The sequence below is a fragment of the Alteromonas sp. ABH4_457 genome, from assembly GCF_056160625.1.
Window position 1 is genome coordinate 81,144 of sequence record NZ_JBSWXN010000003.1, and the last position, 17,229, is coordinate 98,372.

At 48.4% G+C, this 17,229-nt stretch carries 18 protein-coding genes; 5 read left to right on the top strand and 13 right to left on the bottom strand.

Features of this window, described 5'->3' with window-relative positions; all coding sequences use genetic code 11:
• Positions 1–14: 14 nt before the first annotated feature.
• The 12 genes from ACXAGR_RS06845 to rpsJ all read right to left on the bottom strand — a co-directional run bounded on the left by ACXAGR_RS06845 (position 15) and on the right by rpsJ (position 7,049).
• On the bottom strand, positions 15–1,892 hold the full coding sequence (locus ACXAGR_RS06845; RefSeq protein WP_474843575.1) for a DUF885 domain-containing protein: 1,878 nt from the start codon (positions 1,890–1,892) through the stop codon (positions 15–17).
• Between the two features lie 216 nt (positions 1,893–2,108).
• Positions 2,109–2,366 (bottom strand): 30S ribosomal protein S17, encoded by a 258-nt coding sequence (rpsQ, locus tag ACXAGR_RS06850; protein ID WP_119499836.1) that lies wholly within the window; start codon positions 2,364–2,366, stop codon positions 2,109–2,111.
• On the bottom strand, positions 2,366–2,557 hold the full coding sequence (gene rpmC / locus ACXAGR_RS06855; protein WP_119499835.1) for a 50S ribosomal protein L29: 192 nt from the start codon (positions 2,555–2,557) through the stop codon (positions 2,366–2,368). The genes rpsQ and rpmC overlap by 1 nt, the downstream gene beginning before the upstream one ends.
• A complete protein-coding gene (gene rplP, locus ACXAGR_RS06860; RefSeq protein ID WP_070125803.1) occupies positions 2,557–2,970 on the bottom strand; it encodes a 50S ribosomal protein L16 in 414 nt (137 codons plus the stop codon). The genes rpmC and rplP overlap by 1 nt, the downstream gene beginning before the upstream one ends.
• 3 nt (positions 2,971–2,973) lie before the next feature.
• Positions 2,974–3,678, bottom strand: coding sequence for a 30S ribosomal protein S3 (rpsC, locus tag ACXAGR_RS06865; RefSeq protein ID WP_119499834.1), 705 nt, complete (start codon positions 3,676–3,678; stop codon positions 2,974–2,976).
• 9 nt (positions 3,679–3,687) lie between these two features.
• Positions 3,688–4,020 (bottom strand): 50S ribosomal protein L22, encoded by a 333-nt coding sequence (gene rplV, locus ACXAGR_RS06870; protein ID WP_119499833.1) that lies wholly within the window; start codon positions 4,018–4,020, stop codon positions 3,688–3,690.
• A 10-nt stretch (positions 4,021–4,030) separates the two neighbouring features.
• Positions 4,031–4,306, bottom strand: coding sequence for a 30S ribosomal protein S19 (rpsS, locus tag ACXAGR_RS06875; RefSeq protein WP_119499832.1), 276 nt, complete (start codon positions 4,304–4,306; stop codon positions 4,031–4,033).
• 15 nt (positions 4,307–4,321) lie between these two features.
• Positions 4,322–5,146, bottom strand: coding sequence for a 50S ribosomal protein L2 (gene rplB, locus ACXAGR_RS06880; RefSeq protein WP_119499831.1), 825 nt, complete (start codon positions 5,144–5,146; stop codon positions 4,322–4,324).
• A 14-nt stretch (positions 5,147–5,160) separates the two neighbouring features.
• Entirely contained in the window at positions 5,161–5,460 is a 300-nt protein-coding gene (gene rplW / locus ACXAGR_RS06885) for a 50S ribosomal protein L23 (protein WP_119499830.1), read from the bottom strand.
• Entirely contained in the window at positions 5,457–6,062 is a 606-nt protein-coding gene (gene rplD, locus ACXAGR_RS06890) for a 50S ribosomal protein L4 (protein ID WP_119499829.1), read from the bottom strand. The genes rplW and rplD overlap by 4 nt, the downstream gene beginning before the upstream one ends.
• An 18-nt stretch (positions 6,063–6,080) precedes the next feature.
• Entirely contained in the window at positions 6,081–6,719 is a 639-nt protein-coding gene (gene rplC / locus ACXAGR_RS06895; RefSeq protein ID WP_119499828.1) for a 50S ribosomal protein L3, read from the bottom strand.
• A gap of 18 nt (positions 6,720–6,737) precedes the next feature.
• The gene (gene rpsJ, locus ACXAGR_RS06900; protein WP_008845776.1) at positions 6,738–7,049 is read right to left on the bottom strand and encodes a 30S ribosomal protein S10; all 312 of its coding nucleotides are present in this window, start codon (positions 7,047–7,049) and stop codon (positions 6,738–6,740) included.
• A 514-nt stretch (positions 7,050–7,563) separates the two neighbouring features.
• Here rpsJ and ACXAGR_RS06905 point away from each other — a divergent pair.
• Entirely contained in the window at positions 7,564–9,786 is a 2,223-nt protein-coding gene (locus tag ACXAGR_RS06905; RefSeq protein ID WP_474843581.1) for an ATPase, T2SS/T4P/T4SS family, read from the top strand.
• A gap of 52 nt (positions 9,787–9,838) precedes the next feature.
• Here ACXAGR_RS06905 and ACXAGR_RS06910 read toward each other — a convergent pair whose 3' ends face one another.
• Positions 9,839–10,666, bottom strand: a complete 828-nt coding sequence (locus ACXAGR_RS06910) for a hypothetical protein (protein ID WP_474848930.1) — start codon at positions 10,664–10,666, stop codon at positions 9,839–9,841.
• Positions 10,667–10,849: 183 nt separating this feature from the next.
• Here ACXAGR_RS06910 and ACXAGR_RS06915 point away from each other — a divergent pair, with 183 nt between their 5' ends.
• The 4 genes from ACXAGR_RS06915 to ACXAGR_RS06930 all read left to right on the top strand — a co-directional run bounded on the left by ACXAGR_RS06915 (position 10,850) and on the right by ACXAGR_RS06930 (position 17,204).
• Positions 10,850–11,605: a flagellar basal body L-ring protein FlgH gene (locus ACXAGR_RS06915; RefSeq protein WP_474848932.1), complete on the top strand. Its 756-nt coding sequence runs from the start codon at positions 10,850–10,852 to the stop codon at positions 11,603–11,605.
• Between the two features lie 4 nt (positions 11,606–11,609).
• Positions 11,610–12,782: a flagellar assembly protein T N-terminal domain-containing protein gene (locus tag ACXAGR_RS06920; protein ID WP_303575236.1), complete on the top strand. Its 1,173-nt coding sequence runs from the start codon at positions 11,610–11,612 to the stop codon at positions 12,780–12,782.
• A gap of 86 nt (positions 12,783–12,868) precedes the next feature.
• Positions 12,869–16,537, top strand: coding sequence for a CheR family methyltransferase (locus tag ACXAGR_RS06925; protein ID WP_474848934.1), 3,669 nt, complete (start codon positions 12,869–12,871; stop codon positions 16,535–16,537).
• Entirely contained in the window at positions 16,521–17,204 is a 684-nt protein-coding gene (locus ACXAGR_RS06930; RefSeq protein WP_474848936.1) for a chemotaxis protein CheB, read from the top strand. Before ACXAGR_RS06925 ends, ACXAGR_RS06930 begins: the two co-directional genes overlap by 17 nt.
• The last annotated feature ends 25 nt before the right edge of the window (positions 17,205–17,229 follow it).

Here is a 17,229-nt window from a genome sequence, read left to right on the forward strand (position 1 = left end):
AACCTCTGGCAACATTAAGACTGAGATTTAATCCAGTCGTCTACCATCAGCTCCAGCGTGCTTAATGGCACGGCACCGCCACCCAATACCAGGTCGTGGAATCCGCGGATGTCGAACTTATCACCCAGCGCAGTTTTTGCTTTTTCACGCAGCTCCAGAATTTTCAGCATACCGATTTTATAAGCGGTTGCCTGACCCGGCATGACAAAATAGCGCTGTACTTCTGATTTCGCCTGACCTTCAGAAATTGGCGAGTTATCAATGAAGTAATCTACAGCCTGTTGCTCTGTCCACTTTTTCGCGTGAATTCCGGTGTCCAGAACCAGACGGATTGCACGCCACATTTCAGAATGCAAACGGCCAAAGTTATTTACCGGTTCTTTGTAAGCGCCCATTTCGCTGGCAAGACGCTCTGCATAAAGTGCCCAGCCTTCCACATAACTGGTGAAGAACATTTGTGTGCGGAACGTGGGAATATCTTCCAGTTCCTGAGCAATGGCAATTTGCATGTGGTGGCCCGGTACACCCTCATGATAAGCAATCGCTTCCATTTCGCTTTTTGGCATCATGGTCATATCAATCAGGTGCACGTAATAAACACCAGGCGTCTTACCATCAGGAGAGCTGGGATAGTAATGCTGTGCAGCACCCGGTTGCTCACGGAAAGGCTCAACCCGTTTCACCACAAGGTCTGCCTTAGGAAGACGGCCAAAGTAATCAGGCAGCATTTCTTTCATGTTGTTGATGTAGGTACGGGTATCACTCAGATAACCCTCACGGCCCTCATCGGTATTCGGGTAATAGAGACGTTCATCGGTTTTATCTTCACGGAAGTAATCAAACATCTCACGAAGAGAACCTTCAAACCCAAGCTCTGCTTTTACCTTTTCCATCTCCTTACGAATACGGGCGACTTCTTTTAAACCCAGTTCGTGAATTTCATCCGCAGTCATGTCTGTGGTAGTGGAGCGTGCAAGCATGGCATTGTAATAGGCTTCGCCGTCCGGCAGTGCCCAAACACCTTTAGCATTCTTATCCAGCGAAGGCAGATCAGCTTCAAACCAGTCAATCAGCGTTTGATATGCAGGCCCAAGCTTAGTGGTAAGCATGGTTTCGGCGTCTTTAAGGTAACCTTCAGCCTGCTCCTGTGTCAGCTCACCGGCGTCCACAAGAGATTGTGCTTTGGCTTTAAAATCTGCATACAGTGCGCTGTCGTTCTCAGAGTCATCAAAGGGCTTTCCGGAGATAATGCCCTTACTTTGTTCAATGACGCCCTGATAGGCAAAGTACGGTGATTTCACACCTTCATCGGCGTTGATGCGCGCGCGGTCGATTAACTGCTCCATCGCCCGACCGGTTTCACCCAGGCGGCTTACGTAGTCCTTTAAGTCCTGTTCGCTTTCCACTTTATGATAATTAATCAATACTGTAGGAAGGGACGTGTGCATACCGAACATCTGATTAAAGATATATTCACGGCGCTCAAAAGGCTTCATCAGCTTATCCTGTTCATAGGAGTAAACCAGGATATTCCATGAGATCTTTGCCGCATCATCCAGCTTGTCGTAATCGAAGGTGGATTTCATTTCTTCAACAGCGGCTTCCAGCATGGCAAAACGCTCTTCAGCAGCTTTTTCCGATGCATCATCAATTTCACCGTAGCGCTCTTTGCGGCCACGCATGGTTAGAGTGATGGGTGACATTTGCAGTTGCTTCTCATACTGCTCTTCAAACCAGGCATTAAGCCTTTCGGTTTCTGATTGCGCAGTTTGTTCCGCTGCAACAGGAGCAGTGGTTTCCTGCATCTTTTCGCTGGCAGGTGAACATCCGATGATAGATGCAGCTACCAGGCTCAGTGCAAAGCCTGCGAGGGTTTTCATATTGGGTTTCATTTCCGTCTCCGTGTTATTCATTATTATTTCTTATTGCGCTGTGAAGTCAGTGCAGATATGTGTTTTCGCACACGCACAGTAACACTATTTTAAAACACAAAGGATATCGTTAAACAGAGATTCGCGCCGGAAGAGTATGTAAGTAATTATGAATGGCAAATTGCAGGCACAAAAAAGCCCGGATTAACCGGGCTTTTTTAAGAAAAGAACGAGCAATTACATGCTAGCTTTTTCTACAACGTCAACCAGTGTCCAAGTCTTAGTCTTGGAAACAGGACGACACTCACGGATAGTGACTGTATCGCCTTCGTTAGCAACGTTGCTTTCGTCGTGGGCGTGAAGCTTAGTAGAACGCTTGATGAACTTCCCGTAGATAGGGTGTTTAACGAAACGCTCAACAACAACAGTGATAGACTTATCACCTTTGTTGCTAACCACACGACCTTGTACTGTACGAATTTTTTGCTCAGTCATTACGCATCAGCCTTTTGAGTCAGAATGGTTTTAACACGCGCGATGTTACGACGCACTTTCTTCAGCTGGTCTGTTTTTTCAAGCTGACCAGTTGAATGCTGCATGCGCAAGTTGAACTGTTCGCGTAGCAGGTTTAACAACTCTGCGTTCAGCTCTTCTACGCTTTTTTCTTTCAGTTCAGTCGCTTTCATTACATCACCGTCCGAGTTACAAAGGTTGTTTTAAATGGCAGTTTTGCCGCTGCCAGTTCAAACGCTTCGCGTGCCAGAGACTCAGGAACACCTTCCATCTCGTACAGAACACGGCCAGGTTGAATTTGGCATACCCAGTACTCAACGTTACCTTTACCTTTACCTTGACGCACTTCAAGAGGCTTCTCAGTAATTGGTTTGTCAGGGAAAACCCGAATCCAGATTTTACCTTGACGCTTAACGTGACGAGTCATAGCACGACGCGCTGCTTCGATTTGGCGTGCAGTCATACGACCACGGCCAACTGCTTTCAGGCCATAAGTACCGAAGCTTACTTTGCCACCAGCAATAGCAAGACCACGGTTACGACCTTTATGCATTTTACGAAATTTCATGCGTTTTGGTTGTAACATGATTTAGCCCTCTCGCTTAGCGTTGCGGCCTTTCTTCTTAGGTTGAGCTGGCGCAGCCGGCTCCTGGTTTGTAGGCAGACCGCCCAGAACCTCACCTTTGAAGATCCAAACTTTAGTACCGATGATACCGTAGGTAGTTAAAGCTTCAGAAGTCGCGTAATCGATGTCCGCACGGAAAGTGTGCAGAGGAACACGGCCTTCGCGGTACCATTCAGAACGTGCAATCTCTGCACCGCCCAGACGGCCGCTAACTTCAACTTTGATACCTTTGGCACCAAGGCGCATTGCATTTTGTACCGCACGCTTCATGGCGCGACGGAACATTACACGACGCTCCAGCTGGCTAGAGATGCTGTCAGCTACTAACTGTGCATCCAGCTCTGGCTTACGTACTTCTGCAATGTTGATCTGAGCAGGCACACCGGCCAGCTTAGATACGTGATTACGCAGTTTTTCTACGTCTTCACCTTTCTTACCGATAACAACGCCCGGACGAGCAGTGTGAATAGTCACACGGATGCTCTTAGCAGGACGCTCGATCACGATTTTAGAAAGTGAAGCGTTTTTCAGCTGCTTAGTCAGATACTGACGTACCTGATGATCGTTATACAGGTTGTCTGCATAGTCTGCAGTATTAGCGTACCAGGTCGAAGTCCATGGTTTGCTGATACCCAGGCGTATACCTGTAGGATGTACCTTCTGTCCCATTTTCTACTCCTAGTTATCCGCTACAACTACAGTGATGTGGCTGCTGCGCTTAAAGATACGATCGGCACGGCCTTTGGCACGTGGCTTGATACGTTTCATCGTTGGACCTTCGTCAACGAAGATTTTCGCAACTTTCAGCTCGTCGATGTCAGCACCTTCGTTATGCTCTGCGTTAGCAATAGCAGACTCCAGTACTTTCTTAACTAATGCTGCGCTTTTCTTCGGGCTGTACGCTAAAACTTCAAGAGCTTTTTCAACGTGCAGGCCGCGAATTTGATCCGCAACCAAGCGTGCTTTTTGAGCCGACGTGCGGGCAAAGCGATGTTTAGCTAATGCTTCCATTTCCTACCCCTTAACGTTTAGCTTTCTTGTCCGCGACATGGCCGCGGTAAGTACGCGTTGGCGCAAATTCGCCCAACTTATGGCCGACCATTTCGTCACTTACGATGACAGGTACATGTTGGCGACCGTTATGGACCGCAATGGTCAACCCAATCATATCTGGGATGATCATCGAACGACGTGACCAGGTTTTAATTGGTTTACGGTCGTTCGCTTCCACTGCAGCCTCTACCTTCTTCAGCAAGTGAAGGTCGATAAATGGACCTTTCTTGAGAGAACGTGGCATGGTGAATCCTCGCTATTACTTGTTACGACGACGTACGATAAGCTTATCAGTACGCTTGTTGCTACGGGTTTTCTTACCTTTAGTAGGAACACCCCATGGAGTAACCGGGTGACGGCCACCTGATGTACGTCCTTCACCACCACCGTGCGGGTGATCAACCGGGTTCATTACAACACCACGGACTGTAGGACGAACACCACGCCAGCGAGTCGCACCAGCTTTACCCAGTGAACGCAGCATGTGTTCTGCATTGCCAACTTCACCGATTGTTGCACGGCAGTCAGACAATACTTTACGCATTTCACCTGAACGCAGACGTAAAGTAACGTAGTTACCTTCACGTGCCAGGATCTGAGCGTATTGACCAGCAGAGCGAGCGATTTGCGCGCCTTTGCCAGGCTTCATTTCGATAGCGTGTACTGTTGTACCTACAGGGATGTTGCGCATAGGCAGGGCGTTACCTGCTTTAATTGCAGCATCAGAACCTGACTGGATAGTGTCACCAGCTTGCAGGCCCTTAGGTGCCAGGATGTACTTACGCTCACCGTCTGCATACAATACCAGAGCAATGTTTGCAGAACGGTTAGGATCATATTCTAAGCGCTCAATTTTGGCAGGGATGCCGTCTTTGTTACGCTTGAAATCTACGATACGGTAGTGCTGTTTGTGACCACCGCCAATGTGACGTACGGTAATACGACCATTGTTGTTACGGCCGCCAGACTTGTTGTTCTTGTCTAACAGAGGCGCATAAGGAGCACCTTTGTGCAGATCAGGGTTAACAACCTGAACAACGTGACGACGACCGGCAGAAGTTGGCTTAGCTTTCATTAATGGCATTTCTAATCCCCTTCTTATTCAGCGCCACCGACAAAGTCGATGTCCTGACCTTCTTTAAGCGATACATACGCTTTTTTCCAGTCGCTACGCTTACCGAAAGACATGCCGTGACGCTTGGTTTTACCCTTAACGTTCACAGTGCGTACGTCAGCTACTTCAACTTCAAACAGTTTTTCAACTGCTGCTTTGATTTCAGCTTTGTTCGCGTCTTTAGCTACTTTGAATACAACAGTGTTGCTGGCTTCAGCCGCCATTGTAGACTTTTCTGAAACGTGAGGTGCTTTCAGCACCTTCAGTAGACGTTCTTCGTTCATGCTAACGCCTCCTCAAGCTGTTTAACTGCATCAGCAGTAATCAGCACTTTTTCAAAAGCGATCAGGCTGACCGGGTCAATACCCGCAACGTCACGTACATCAACTTTGTACAGGTTGCGTGCAGACAGGAACAGGTTCTCATCAACTTCAGGAGTTACGATCAGAACGTCGTTCAGTTCCAGTTCGTTCAGCTTAGCTACCAGAGCCTTAGTTTTAGGCGCATCTACTGCGAACTTCTCAACAACAACCAGACGGTCTTGACGAATCAGTTCAGACAGGATGCTTTTGATAGCACCGCGGTACATTTTTTTGTTAACTTTTTGATCAAAGTCACGAGGCTTAGCAGCAAATGCGCGGCCACCACCAACCCAGATTGGGCTGCGGATTGTACCGGCACGTGCACGGCCAGTACCTTTTTGACGCCATGGCTTCTTACCACCACCACGTACTTCAGAACGCGTTTTTTGCGCTTTAGTACCCTGACGAGAACCTGCACCGTATGCTACAACTACCTGGTGAACCAGAGCTTCGTTGTATTCACGTCCAAAGGTCGCTTCGGATACTTCAAGAGCGCTTTGCGCATCTTTCAATGTTAATTCCATCACTTCACTCCCCAGACGTTACGCTTTAACAGCTGGCTTTACGATTACATCGTTGCCAGTTGCGCCAGGTACGGCACCTTTAACCAGGATCAGGTTATTTTCTACGTCAACACGTACTACTTCCAAAGATTGGGTAGTCACTTGCTTGTTACCAAGCTGACCAGCCATTTTCTTACCTTTGAAAACTTTACCAGGTGATTGGTTTTGACCAATTGAACCAGGTGCACGGTGAGACAAAGAGTTACCGTGAGTCATACGCTGAGAACTGAAGTTCCAACGTTTGATTGCACCTTGGAAACCTTTACCTTTAGAAGTACCAGTTACATCAATTTTTTTAGTGTCGTTGAAGATTTCAACAGTGATTTCACTGCCCACTTCAATTTCGGCACCTTCGTTATCTTCCAGGCGGAATTCTACCAGAGTGCGGCCTGCTTCAACGCCAGCTTTAGCAAAGTGACCTGCTTCAGCTTTGTTTACGCGGTTCGCTTTCTTAGTTCCAGCAGTAACCTGAAGAGCGCGATAACCGTCAGTTTCTTCAGTACGTAACTGAGTAACACGGTTTGGGGTCGCTTCAATAACAGTCACAGGGATAGACGTGCCATCTTCAGTGAAGATGCGGGTCATACCCACTTTACGACCGACTAGACCAATCGCCATTGTTAATACCCTCTCTTATTAGCCCAGGCTGATTTGAACATCAACGCCAGCAGCCAAGTCCAAACGCATCAGCGCGTCAACTGTTTTATCAGTTGGCTCGATGATGTCTACCAAACGCTTGTGAGTACGGATTTCGTATTGGTCACGCGCGTCTTTATTAACGTGCGGAGAAACCAGAACTGTATAGCGTTCTTTGCGAGTAGGCAGAGGAATAGGACCGCTTACCTGAGCACCAGTACGTTTCGCCGTTTCTACGATTTCAGCCGTAGACTGATCGATCAACTTGTGATCAAACGCTTTCAGACGAATACGAATTCTTTGATTTGGCATCGATTAAGCTCCAATCGAAAGAACAAAAAAATCATCTTCTCACTCCCTCTTTAGATGGGACGAAAAGATGTGCGTATAAACCAGTGATTCCCAATTGGAATCTTGTTCTTTGTTTCTGACACGCCCGCTACGTCACCGATTACTCGCTGTTGTAGCTTCGGCATCTACCCTAAAAGCAGTGTAGCTGCGGCCGAAACCATGCTCCTGTTACATGTTGTACAGGGCAAGTGGGCGCGAATTATACAGAATTATCGGTTAAGCGCAACTCACAAATGCGAAAAACTGATCTATTTTTATTCAACAGGGTGTGAACCGGAAAAGAATGGTGCGGCCCGGACTGTAATTAAGCGTAAATGTCGCTTCTGGTCTGACGGTCAAGTTGCCGCTTTGGTCATAAAGGGTTATTGTGAAACCTCTTTATATAGGTACCGGTTTTTTCTTTGTATACCGGTTCCGGGTTGTGCCGGGCAGCACTGCCTTTTTGTATTATAAGTCACAGACAGATACCTTATTTATGCTTGGAAATAGTAGTCAGCAGCTCGCTTTTGATAAAATTAATACGATTCTGGCGAAGCACTCGTCATTATTAGATGCTTTCAGTGAAATCGAACCCATCATTCTTGAGTTGTTCGATGCACAGCGAATGAGTATTTTCCAGCGCAGACGTCAGCACCAGGATCTGGTAGCACGGTTCAAAACCGGTAAAGCGACGCAGGAAATTAAAGTACCCATCTCGCCGCTGTCCATTGCCGGTTACGTGGCACTTGCCCAACGCCCCATCGTCATTGCAGATCCCTATAATAAAGAAGAACTCGAAGGCATTCATCCCCGCCTGCGCTTTGCAGATAAATTCGATAAGAGCAGTAACTTCCGGACCAACAACATTCTTTGTGTACCGGTATTAAATGCCGGCGTACTGCTCGGTGTCATGCAGCTTATAAATAAGCAGACCGGTCCGTTCAATGGCAGCGACCTTACCGTCGCGAAACAACTTACTGAGCTACTCGGCAATAAGTTCCGCTATGAGCTGGGTGGTACTAATCACCCCTTTGACTTATTACTGCATAAAAATCAGATAGCACCCGCTGCGCTCACAGACCTGTTGAACAGCACCAACGACCAGCGCACGATTGTGCAGCGTCTTATGTCTGAACACAGCATCCGTGAACACGATATCGGTAATACCCTTTCGGTGCATTATCAGGTTCCTTATATCTCTTATCTGCCGGAAAAGTACCATCTGTTTCAGAATGACAGCCGCCTGAACCTGTCTTATCTGAAACGTAACCTCGTTGCCGTGATTGCGGATGTTCATGAGCGCCCTATTGTTCTGATGGCAGAGCCGAATAACGCCGCCCTGCTCATGGAAATTGAAAGCGCCATGGGTATCGACAGTTACGAAATCGCCGTGGCGCTGCCTAATCAGGTTTTACAATACCTGGGTGAAGGCGGTGGCAATGGTGCGCCCGGCGAGATGAGTGAGATCCTCGATGAAATCAGCGCCGGTGATGACGAAGGCGAAGACCAGGTCGATGAGATGTCGGACGATGCGCCGGCTGTTGTCCGCCTTGTCAGCCGTGTACTGCACGACGCTAAACGACTGAATGCCTCCGATATTCACGTTGACCCCGAAAAAGGGGGCCCCACACGGGTCCGCATGCGCATAGACGGTGTGTGCCGGGATATGAGTCAGATACCTCAGTCTCACCACAGTGCGGTTATTGCGCGGATTAAAATCCTGTCCAATCTGAATATCGCAGAGAAACGTGTACCTCAGGATGGGAAACTGGCTTTCCGGATGAATGGTCAGCTGGTTGAAGTTCGGGTAGCAACCATTCCGACTGTGGCCGGTGAAGGCGTGGTAATGCGTATTCTTGCCTCCGGCGGCGCTATGCCCATCGATAAGATGAACCTGGCACCATCTAATATGAACCGGCTGGAGAGCATGATCCGCAAGCCTCACGGTATTCTGCTGGTAGTAGGCCCCACCGGTTCAGGTAAAACAACTACGTTGCACGCCGTACTCGGTTATCTGAACACCCCTGAAAAGAAAATCTGGACAGCAGAAGACCCGGTGGAAATTACCCAGGCCGGCCTGCAACAGGTGCAGGTGAGCCCGAAAATCGGATTTACGTTTGCTAATGCATTGCGGGCATTCTTACGGGCCGACCCGGATATTATTCTTATCGGTGAGATGCGTGATAAAGAAACGGCTCATGCCGGCATTGAAGCATCACTCACCGGTCACCTTGTCCTATCCACACTACACACCAACTCAGCCCCGGAAACGATAACCCGTCTGCTTGATTTGGGTCTTGACCCGGTGAACTTCTCTGATGCCTGTGTGGGAATTCTCGCCCAGCGTCTTATCCGCACCCTGTGTAAAAGCTGTAAGCAACAATATCCTGCATCGGAAAATGACATTGCGTTTATTAAACGTCAGTACGGTGAGAGTTATCTTAACGAATTGGATCTGCCCTCCCCTCTGATGCTGCATAAAGCGGACGGTTGTGAAGAGTGTGGCGGAACAGGTTACCGTGGCCGTACCGGCGTTCACGAACTGTTAGGGATGACGCCGGAACTTCGTGGCCTGATATATAAAGAAGGCAGTGTGTCTGATATGAAAGAACAGGCTATGAAAGATGGCATGCGCACGCTGGTGCAGGATGCCATTTATAAAGTCATTAAGGGCGACACCGATCTGGCGCAGGTCCAGATTGTCAGTGGTGCCGAATAATATTTCAGCAATTCCGGCAGGCTTCACCGGCTAACAATCAAAAAAGCGGCAATCAGTTGCCGCTTTCTTCCGCCGCATCAGCATCAAATTGCCGTCTGGCAAACTGATAAGCTGAATGGGCAACAGCTTCTCCGCCTTCCCCGGCAACGACTTCAGTTAAACTTTCATTACCACCGGTCACGTCACGGTTAAACAGCCAGTCGTAACCCAGTTCCCACAGGTTTGTGGTAATCGAACTGCCGGTAAACTCCTGCACGGTAAGGTTCGCTGCAGAGTACGCAAGGCCAGCCGGACCACCGTACATAAAGCTGCCAGCCAGATCAGATACCGCACTGATATTTGTTGACGATACCGACTGATACACATCGGCGACAATGGGTATATGATGCAGCAGATTCACCGCATCAAAGCCATCGTTCCAGTCGACCCCGTCCTCACCGAAAGCGGCATTCATGAAGCTGTCCCAGCCTGTTTCCCCGTCTGCCAGCGCAATACTTTCAGCCTCAGAATCTGAGGCCGCAGTCTCTCCGGTGTCTTCAGAGGATGCCTCAGATGAAGAGAGCAAATCAGCCTGCAACATAGCCAGAAATGCGTTCTGCATTTTTGCCAGCCCGGAGTCTGATGTCAGCGATGACAGCACGTCTTCATCCAGTCCCGGGATCCCCAGTGAAGAGGTGAACTGAGACTGAATATCCGCAATCGTCGCGTCCTGCGCCTGTGTTTGTGTGTCATCGTCAGCGGATGTGAGCATAGCCAGCATCGCAGTAAAGCCGTTACTGTCAGATACCACTTCCGCAGCGGTAGTTGCCACGTCTGAAACGGCCTGAGCGGACTCATCAGCTGTTGTAAAATAATCGCCAATTGCATCGAAAATACGCATAAATCCCCCTACCCGGCAGGCATTTGTCAACATTGTAAAGGTTTCGCAAATCGCTCATGTTTGAGCGTGTTTTTACGAGTTTGTCAGTTAGTATTTGTTTCGAATCGCAAAGGACGGCGGCCATTTACTCCATATAAAACATAATAAATTTCGTGCACAGCAAGCACATTTGGTTAAACAGCTATGAAATTACAATGCCAGTATTTACTGATTTTCGCTTCTTTACATTTGGCTCTGGCAGGCTGCACATCAACCCTGTCTGAAGAAGAGGAAGTGGTGGCGTCCAGTCCGACAAATCCGAACGTAAAACAGCGCGCCATTGATACCAGTCAGCAGGAAGTCTCCCAGGGGGAAGCCACTTTCCGTCCGCCGCGCAGTCAGACTGTGGCGGTAGTCCGTGTTCCCACAGGTTCGCTGTTTGACCCGGACAATGCAGCGGGCTTGTACGAGCTGCATCACAACTTCCGTGTAGGCGATATGGTGCTGATAGAACTGGACGAACAAACATCTTCGCAAAAGTCTGTCGACTACAACGAAGACAAAAGCGCGAGCTTTCAGATCCAACCGCTTACTGTGAACGCAGGTCCGATACACATCAGCGATGACGATTTAAATGTTGACCATGAACAGGGTGGTGAATTTAACAGCTCTGCTAATGCCAGCCAGTCCAATACCCTGGAGGGCAAGATCACGGTTTACGTGGTAGAAGTACTCCCGAACAACAACCTGGTGGTCGCCGGTGAAAAGTGGATCACCATGAATCAGGGGAAGGAATTTATCCGTTTTTCCGGCGAGGTAAGGACTAAAGACATTGATGTGAACAATACCGTCAGCTCTGCAAAAGTCGGTAATGCACTTATTGAATACAGCGGTAAAGGCGAGCTGCAGGATAATCAGAAACGCAGCCTGTTAAGCAAACTCTTTTCTATTTTCGGGTAGCTGTATGTATTTAATCCGCTGTTTATTTGCCATCGTTGCGATGGTGATGCTGTCTTGTCCCGTCTATGCAGAATGGGTACAGGGCGAAGCGAAGCTGGCAGTTAAAAATGCACCGCTGGACGATGTTCGCATTATGGCCATAAAAAATGCTATCGCCGATGCATCCTTTAAATCAGGCAGCCTCATTACGGCTGAAGATGTGGTTTTAAACGGACTGCTCATCAGCAGCAAGGCCGAAATCCACTCCACAGGACGTATTCAGCGGGTCGAAATCATCGATGAAACATTAGAGGACGGCTACCTCACTGTTTCCGTCAAAGTAAATATCACACCTATTTTTGCCTGTGACAGTGACAAATACAGCCGTTCTGTACTGGTGACACAATTTCAGTTATTACGACCCAGACAGGCTGCCCACGGCGATATTTACGATTTTGGTCACCAAATCAGTAAACGGCTGGAGCAACAGTTAATCCGCCAGCAACAACAGCTCAATGTGCAGTTGCTGGACAAGGCGTTTGCCTCCACCAGCGCGTTCAACTCGCTGACGCCGCAGATTATTTATGACAAAGCCTCCTATCTGGCACAAACCCAGGGGCGGCAGTTCATTGTGTTTGGCTATATCCGCGACATCAGCCTGTTCGAACAAATCAACATTGAAGACGATGATGATGTATCAAGACGGCGAAACTTTACCCTGGATGTGTATGTTGTCGATGCCTTCAGAAACTCCCTGTTGTTTCAGGAAAGCTACCATGCCGAAGCGGACTGGAGCTACCCGGAAGGACAAAGTGTAGATACCAATAACAGCTTGTTCTGGCGCGGCGACTTTGGCCGTGTGGCACTGAACACTGTGAATGCTGCCGTGTCCGACATTACCAGTATTATCACCTGCGAGGCCACAGTAACGCAGGTTGTCGACAAGCTGTCAGGTGAACTGGTGATTGGTATGGGCAGTGCAGACGGCGTGGTCGTCGGAGACACCTTCGCCCTGCTGAAAAAGCGCACGTTAAGCAGAACAACCTACACCGGCCTTGCCATGCAAAATACACTGGGCGATGTGCTGTTTACCGTTGCAGAAGTGAACCCTCATGCGGCGCTGCTAAAGAGTGCTGCAGCGCAGTCTCCTGCGCTGGCGGACCTGTATGACCTTGTGATGCCCGCCCCTGCTCCGTAAACCATAATCCAACACCAGTTTTGATGGATCTCGTTAGACTAAATGATAAGATGAGGCCAATATTTCTTTATCTTCAAGTTGGTTAGATGCAATCTCCGTCACCTGAACAGCGTTATTTTTGGGTAGGTATTGGTGCCTCAGCGGGTGGACTGGAACCCATACAAAATCTGTGTGAGGAGCTCCCCGGCGATTCAAATATGATTTATATCATCGCCCAGCACCTGTCTCCTAAACACGAAAGTAAACTGACTGAACTGGTTCAGCGTAATACCCGGCTGAAAGTCAAAACCATTACCAACGGAATGCTTGCCCAACCCAACGTCATTCATGTCACGCCACCTAAATATGACGTCACCGTTCAGGGCGATAAACTGTATTTGTCAGATAAAGAAACTACTTCTCTGGCCAAGCCTTCGGTTAATGCACTTTTTGTCTCGCTGGCTGAAGCGAAAAAAGAGCATGCGGTTGGTGTGATTTTGTCAGGCACGGGGACTGACGGCGCTCATGGTATTAAGGTGATCAGAGCCAATGGTGGCATCACCTATGCGCAGGACGCAAGGTCCGCCGGTTATGATGGCATGCCCCGTTCGGCAATTGACACCGGATGCGTGGATTTTTGTCTTAGCCCTTCCGGGATCGGCAAACACCTTAAAGATCTCAGTACCAAGTTGCCACAGGAACTCAGAGTAAAAATTGAAGCCGACGAGGTACAGGATAAGTTCATCGACCTGGTCAATATTGTCAGGAAACAGTGCGGTGTATCATTCAAACACTATAAAAAGGCGACGCTACAGCGACGCATTGAGCGCAGAATGCTGGCCAGGAAGGTGGACGAGTTTAACGACTACGTGGAACTGCTGAGCCACGATTCAGAAGAAGTGCGGATGTTATACAAAGACATTCTCATCTCTGTGACCAACTTTTTCCGCGACCCCGCTACGTTCAGTCAACTGGCCCCTGTTCTTGAGGACATTACATCAGGTAAATCCTCCGGCGAACCGGTTCGCTTATGGGTGGTTGGCTGCGCTACCGGTGAAGAAGCTTACAGTCTGGCCATCATGCTGTCAGAAGCACTTGGCGGGCCGGATAAAATCAGTAGCGAAGAGCACCAGATATTTGCCTCAGACGTAGACACTGATGCACTGGCAGTAGCCAGACGCGGCCTGTACAGCGAAGCATCCATGGCGGATGTGCCGAAAGAATACAAAGAGAGATACTTCAAAAAGAAAGGAAATGCTTATGAGGTCATAGACGAACTCAAACGCATCATTCTCTTCTCCGGTCATAATATTATTGACGATCCTCCCTTCCTGCGCATCGACATGATCACTTGCCGCAACTTGCTGATTTACTTCGATCAGGAATTACAGAAGAAGGTGTACCGTATTTTCCATTACGCCTTGCGTGAACGCGGTCACCTGTTCTTAGGGAAATCTGAAAGTACATCACAGGTAACGGATATATTCCGTTCTGTGAACTCTCAGGACAAAATCTTCCAGAAGCGCAGCGTTACTTCGTTTAATCCGCAACGGTTCCATTTAAGCGGCAAATCTTCTGTATCTATCGGAGAGTTACCTCAGCGCGTTGCAGACACCTCCCGGCCGCCGAGCTTACCGGATGCACTGGTAGAGCAACTCGGCGATGCCTGTGTATTAATTAACGATAACCTGGATGTTGAGCACATATACGGTAACAGTGCCCACTATATTAAGTTTCCCAAAGGCAAACCCTCGTTTAACTTAAACGAGATTGTCATTGAAATGTTCCGCCATGAAATCCGGCCTCTGGTATATAAAGTGACCCGGACCAAAAAGCAGTCTGAAAGTCAGTTACGCCGCCTGACCATTGACGGTGAACCTTGCCAGGTGAGAATGAAGGTGATGCCGGTACAAATAGAAGAGCAGGATGAGAAGTTCCTGCTTGTCTGTTTTACCAGAACGGCTGATGTACAAAAGCCGGCAAGTCAGGAAATTCATGACGAATCGTCAGAGCGCATTAAAGAGTTGGAAGACGAACTTTCAATGGCGCGGGAGCACATCCAGACCGTAGTGGAAGAACTGGAGACATCTAACGAAGAATTGCAGTCCATGAACGAAGAACTGCAATCATCCAATGAAGAGCTGCAGTCCTCTAACGAGGAACTGGAAACCACTAACGAAGAGCTGCAGTCCACTAATGAAGAATTAGTGACGATGAACGACCAGTTAAATGACAAAACCACCTCACTGGAGCAGGTGACGAATCAACTGGTTAATATCAAGAATTCACTGCAGTTCCCGCTGGTATGTGTTGACAGTGATTCGAATGCTGTCAGGGCAAACCTGGCTGCCCGAAAGTTCTTCTCTTTAACAACGGATCTGGAACACTTCGCCGAACGTCTTCAGGAGCGGTTCGAGAGCTTTGATCTGCATAAAGTCATTAAACAAGTGGCGTCTACTGCCGGTACTCAAACCATCCAGGCAGAATATAAAGACAAACATTTCTGGGTGCACATCACCCCCTACTACGCAACCAACCAATCGATTGAAGGCGCGATCCTCAGTTTCATCGACAATACCGAACTGGTGCATCAGCAAAAAGAGCTGGATCTGAAACGGGAACAGGCTCAGAAAGCCAACCTGGCGAAGACAGAGTTTCTGGCTAATGTCAGCCACGAAATTCGTACACCTCTCAACGCTATTGTGGGTGTAAATGAAGTATTCGGCCTGCAAATTGATAATGAAGAAAAGCGGGCCAGGCTGCTCAAAATTCTCGATAACGCCACGAAGAAGTTACGGGATCTACTCAACGACTTGCTGGATTTTGCCAAGCTGGAATCCGGGCAGCTGTCACTGGAATATACGGAATTTTCGCCCAAAGCCATCATCCGCGATCTCATTGACTTGTATTCCATGGATAATGTGAACAGCGACCGCAAAATTTCGGCTGTTTTTGACAAAGATCTGCCAGACACATTTATCGGCGACCCGTTAAGAATACAGCAAATAGTCACTAACCTGCTGTCAAATGCCATTAAGTTCACTGAAAACGGCACAATAAAGATTATTGCTAAAGGTCACTGGGACAAACCGGTTTATCAACTGGTTCTGCAAGTTTCGGATACCGGAATTGGTATGTCTGAGCAACATATCAAACAAATATTCGATAAGTTTACGCAGGCAGATTCAAGCATTGCCAGACGCTTCGGCGGCTCCGGCCTCGGGCTGTCTATTGTCAAAGAACTGGTTAGTCTGATGGCCGGCAGCATCGACGTTGAAAGTGAAGAAGGCAAAGGCACTACCTTTACAATTAATCTGCCCTTGCAAACGCCCAAGGTGGTCAGGGAAGCCGTCACCAATGTACCGGTGAGCCAGCTTAAGCTTCGCAAAACAGGCGACCATAGGGTACTCATTATCGAGGATAACGAAGCCAATATTTTCATTTTGTCGTCTTACCTGGATGAGCTGGGTGTGCAGTACGATGTAGCCCGCAATGGTAAAGAAGGCCTCAATGAAGTGAAAGACAGCACTTATGCACTTATTTTGCTGGATTTGCAGATGGACGAAATGGATGGCTTTACCTTTTTCGAAGAGTTTAAAAAACTCCCCGGTGACAAGCTTCAGAATACCCGGGTTGTAGCAGTATCCGCCCATGTTCATCAGGACATCATCAACCGCTGCAAACAGGCCGGAATGAGCGATTTTCTTCCCAAGCCCGTAGAAATAGCTAAACTTCATGGCTTGCTGGAGAAATATTTGGATGGAAAATCAAGTTGATAGCGTGGTCAGATACCCTGAGGTCAGTCCGGTATTTTTTATCGGCGCCTCATTAGGTGGCGTTAAGGCGTTTATTCATCTTGTGGAAAATCTGCCTGACGACTTTCCTGCTCCGGTTTTCCTGTTGTTACACCGGATAAAAAACAGCGATATCAAAGCCGGTGATATGCGCATGGTATTGCAGGCGAAAACCCGGCTGACCGTGGAAAACGCTGTTGAAGGAGAGGTTGTCAGATCAGGTCATATCTATCTGCCTCCGGATAATCTTCACATAGGGGTGGAGGACAACCGTATTAAGTTTTATGAAACCCCTGATGAGTCTTACTGGCGCCCAGCTATCGATGTGATGTTTAAATCTGCTGCGCGGGAGTATTCCGACAGAACGGTTGCCATATTGCTTACCGGGAATCTGGACGACGGTGTTCAGGGTTTACGGGAAACATCGGCACAGGGCGGTATCACCGTGGCACAGTCACCGGAAGATGCTTATGCTCCCTACCTGCCGCTGAATGCTGTGATGAACGACCATCCGTCACATGTGCTGCCGCTAAAAGACATCCCGAAACTAATGTGTGAGCTTACCCGTCATCCTCATTTTGACGATCAGGAAAGTGTAGCCTTTGAATCGGCAAAGGTTGCCAGGGAACTGAAAAAGAAAATGAAGTAGCAGTACGCCGCTGCTACTTCTTTTA

Bases quoted from the DNA above. Each gene is read 5' to 3' on its own strand.
- ACXAGR_RS06845 (WP_474843575.1), bottom strand. From the start codon at position 1,892: ATGAAACCCAATATGAAAACCCTCGCAGGCTTTGCACTGAGCCTGGTA.
- rpsQ (WP_119499836.1), bottom strand. From the start codon at position 2,366: ATGACTGAGCAAAAAATTCGTACAGTACAAGGTCGTGTGGTTAGCAAC.
- rpmC (WP_119499835.1), bottom strand. From the start codon at position 2,557: ATGAAAGCGACTGAACTGAAAGAAAAAAGCGTAGAAGAGCTGAACGCA.
- rplP (WP_070125803.1), bottom strand. From the start codon at position 2,970: ATGTTACAACCAAAACGCATGAAATTTCGTAAAATGCATAAAGGTCGT.
- rpsC (WP_119499834.1), bottom strand. From the start codon at position 3,678: ATGGGACAGAAGGTACATCCTACAGGTATACGCCTGGGTATCAGCAAA.
- rplV (WP_119499833.1), bottom strand. From the start codon at position 4,020: ATGGAAGCATTAGCTAAACATCGCTTTGCCCGCACGTCGGCTCAAAAA.
- rpsS (WP_119499832.1), bottom strand. From the start codon at position 4,306: ATGCCACGTTCTCTCAAGAAAGGTCCATTTATCGACCTTCACTTGCTG.
- rplB (WP_119499831.1), bottom strand. From the start codon at position 5,146: ATGCCATTAATGAAAGCTAAGCCAACTTCTGCCGGTCGTCGTCACGTT.
- rplW (WP_119499830.1), bottom strand. From the start codon at position 5,460: ATGAACGAAGAACGTCTACTGAAGGTGCTGAAAGCACCTCACGTTTCA.
- rplD (WP_119499829.1), bottom strand. From the start codon at position 6,062: ATGGAATTAACATTGAAAGATGCGCAAAGCGCTCTTGAAGTATCCGAA.
- rplC (WP_119499828.1), bottom strand. From the start codon at position 6,719: ATGGCGATTGGTCTAGTCGGTCGTAAAGTGGGTATGACCCGCATCTTC.
- rpsJ (WP_008845776.1), bottom strand. From the start codon at position 7,049: ATGCCAAATCAAAGAATTCGTATTCGTCTGAAAGCGTTTGATCACAAG.
- ACXAGR_RS06905 (WP_474843581.1), top strand. From the start codon at position 7,564: ATGCTTGGAAATAGTAGTCAGCAGCTCGCTTTTGATAAAATTAATACG.
- ACXAGR_RS06910 (WP_474848930.1), bottom strand. From the start codon at position 10,666: ATGCGTATTTTCGATGCAATTGGCGATTATTTTACAACAGCTGATGAG.
- ACXAGR_RS06915 (WP_474848932.1), top strand. From the start codon at position 10,850: ATGAAATTACAATGCCAGTATTTACTGATTTTCGCTTCTTTACATTTG.
- ACXAGR_RS06920 (WP_303575236.1), top strand. From the start codon at position 11,610: ATGTATTTAATCCGCTGTTTATTTGCCATCGTTGCGATGGTGATGCTG.
- ACXAGR_RS06925 (WP_474848934.1), top strand. From the start codon at position 12,869: ATGCAATCTCCGTCACCTGAACAGCGTTATTTTTGGGTAGGTATTGGT.
- ACXAGR_RS06930 (WP_474848936.1), top strand. From the start codon at position 16,521: ATGGAAAATCAAGTTGATAGCGTGGTCAGATACCCTGAGGTCAGTCCG.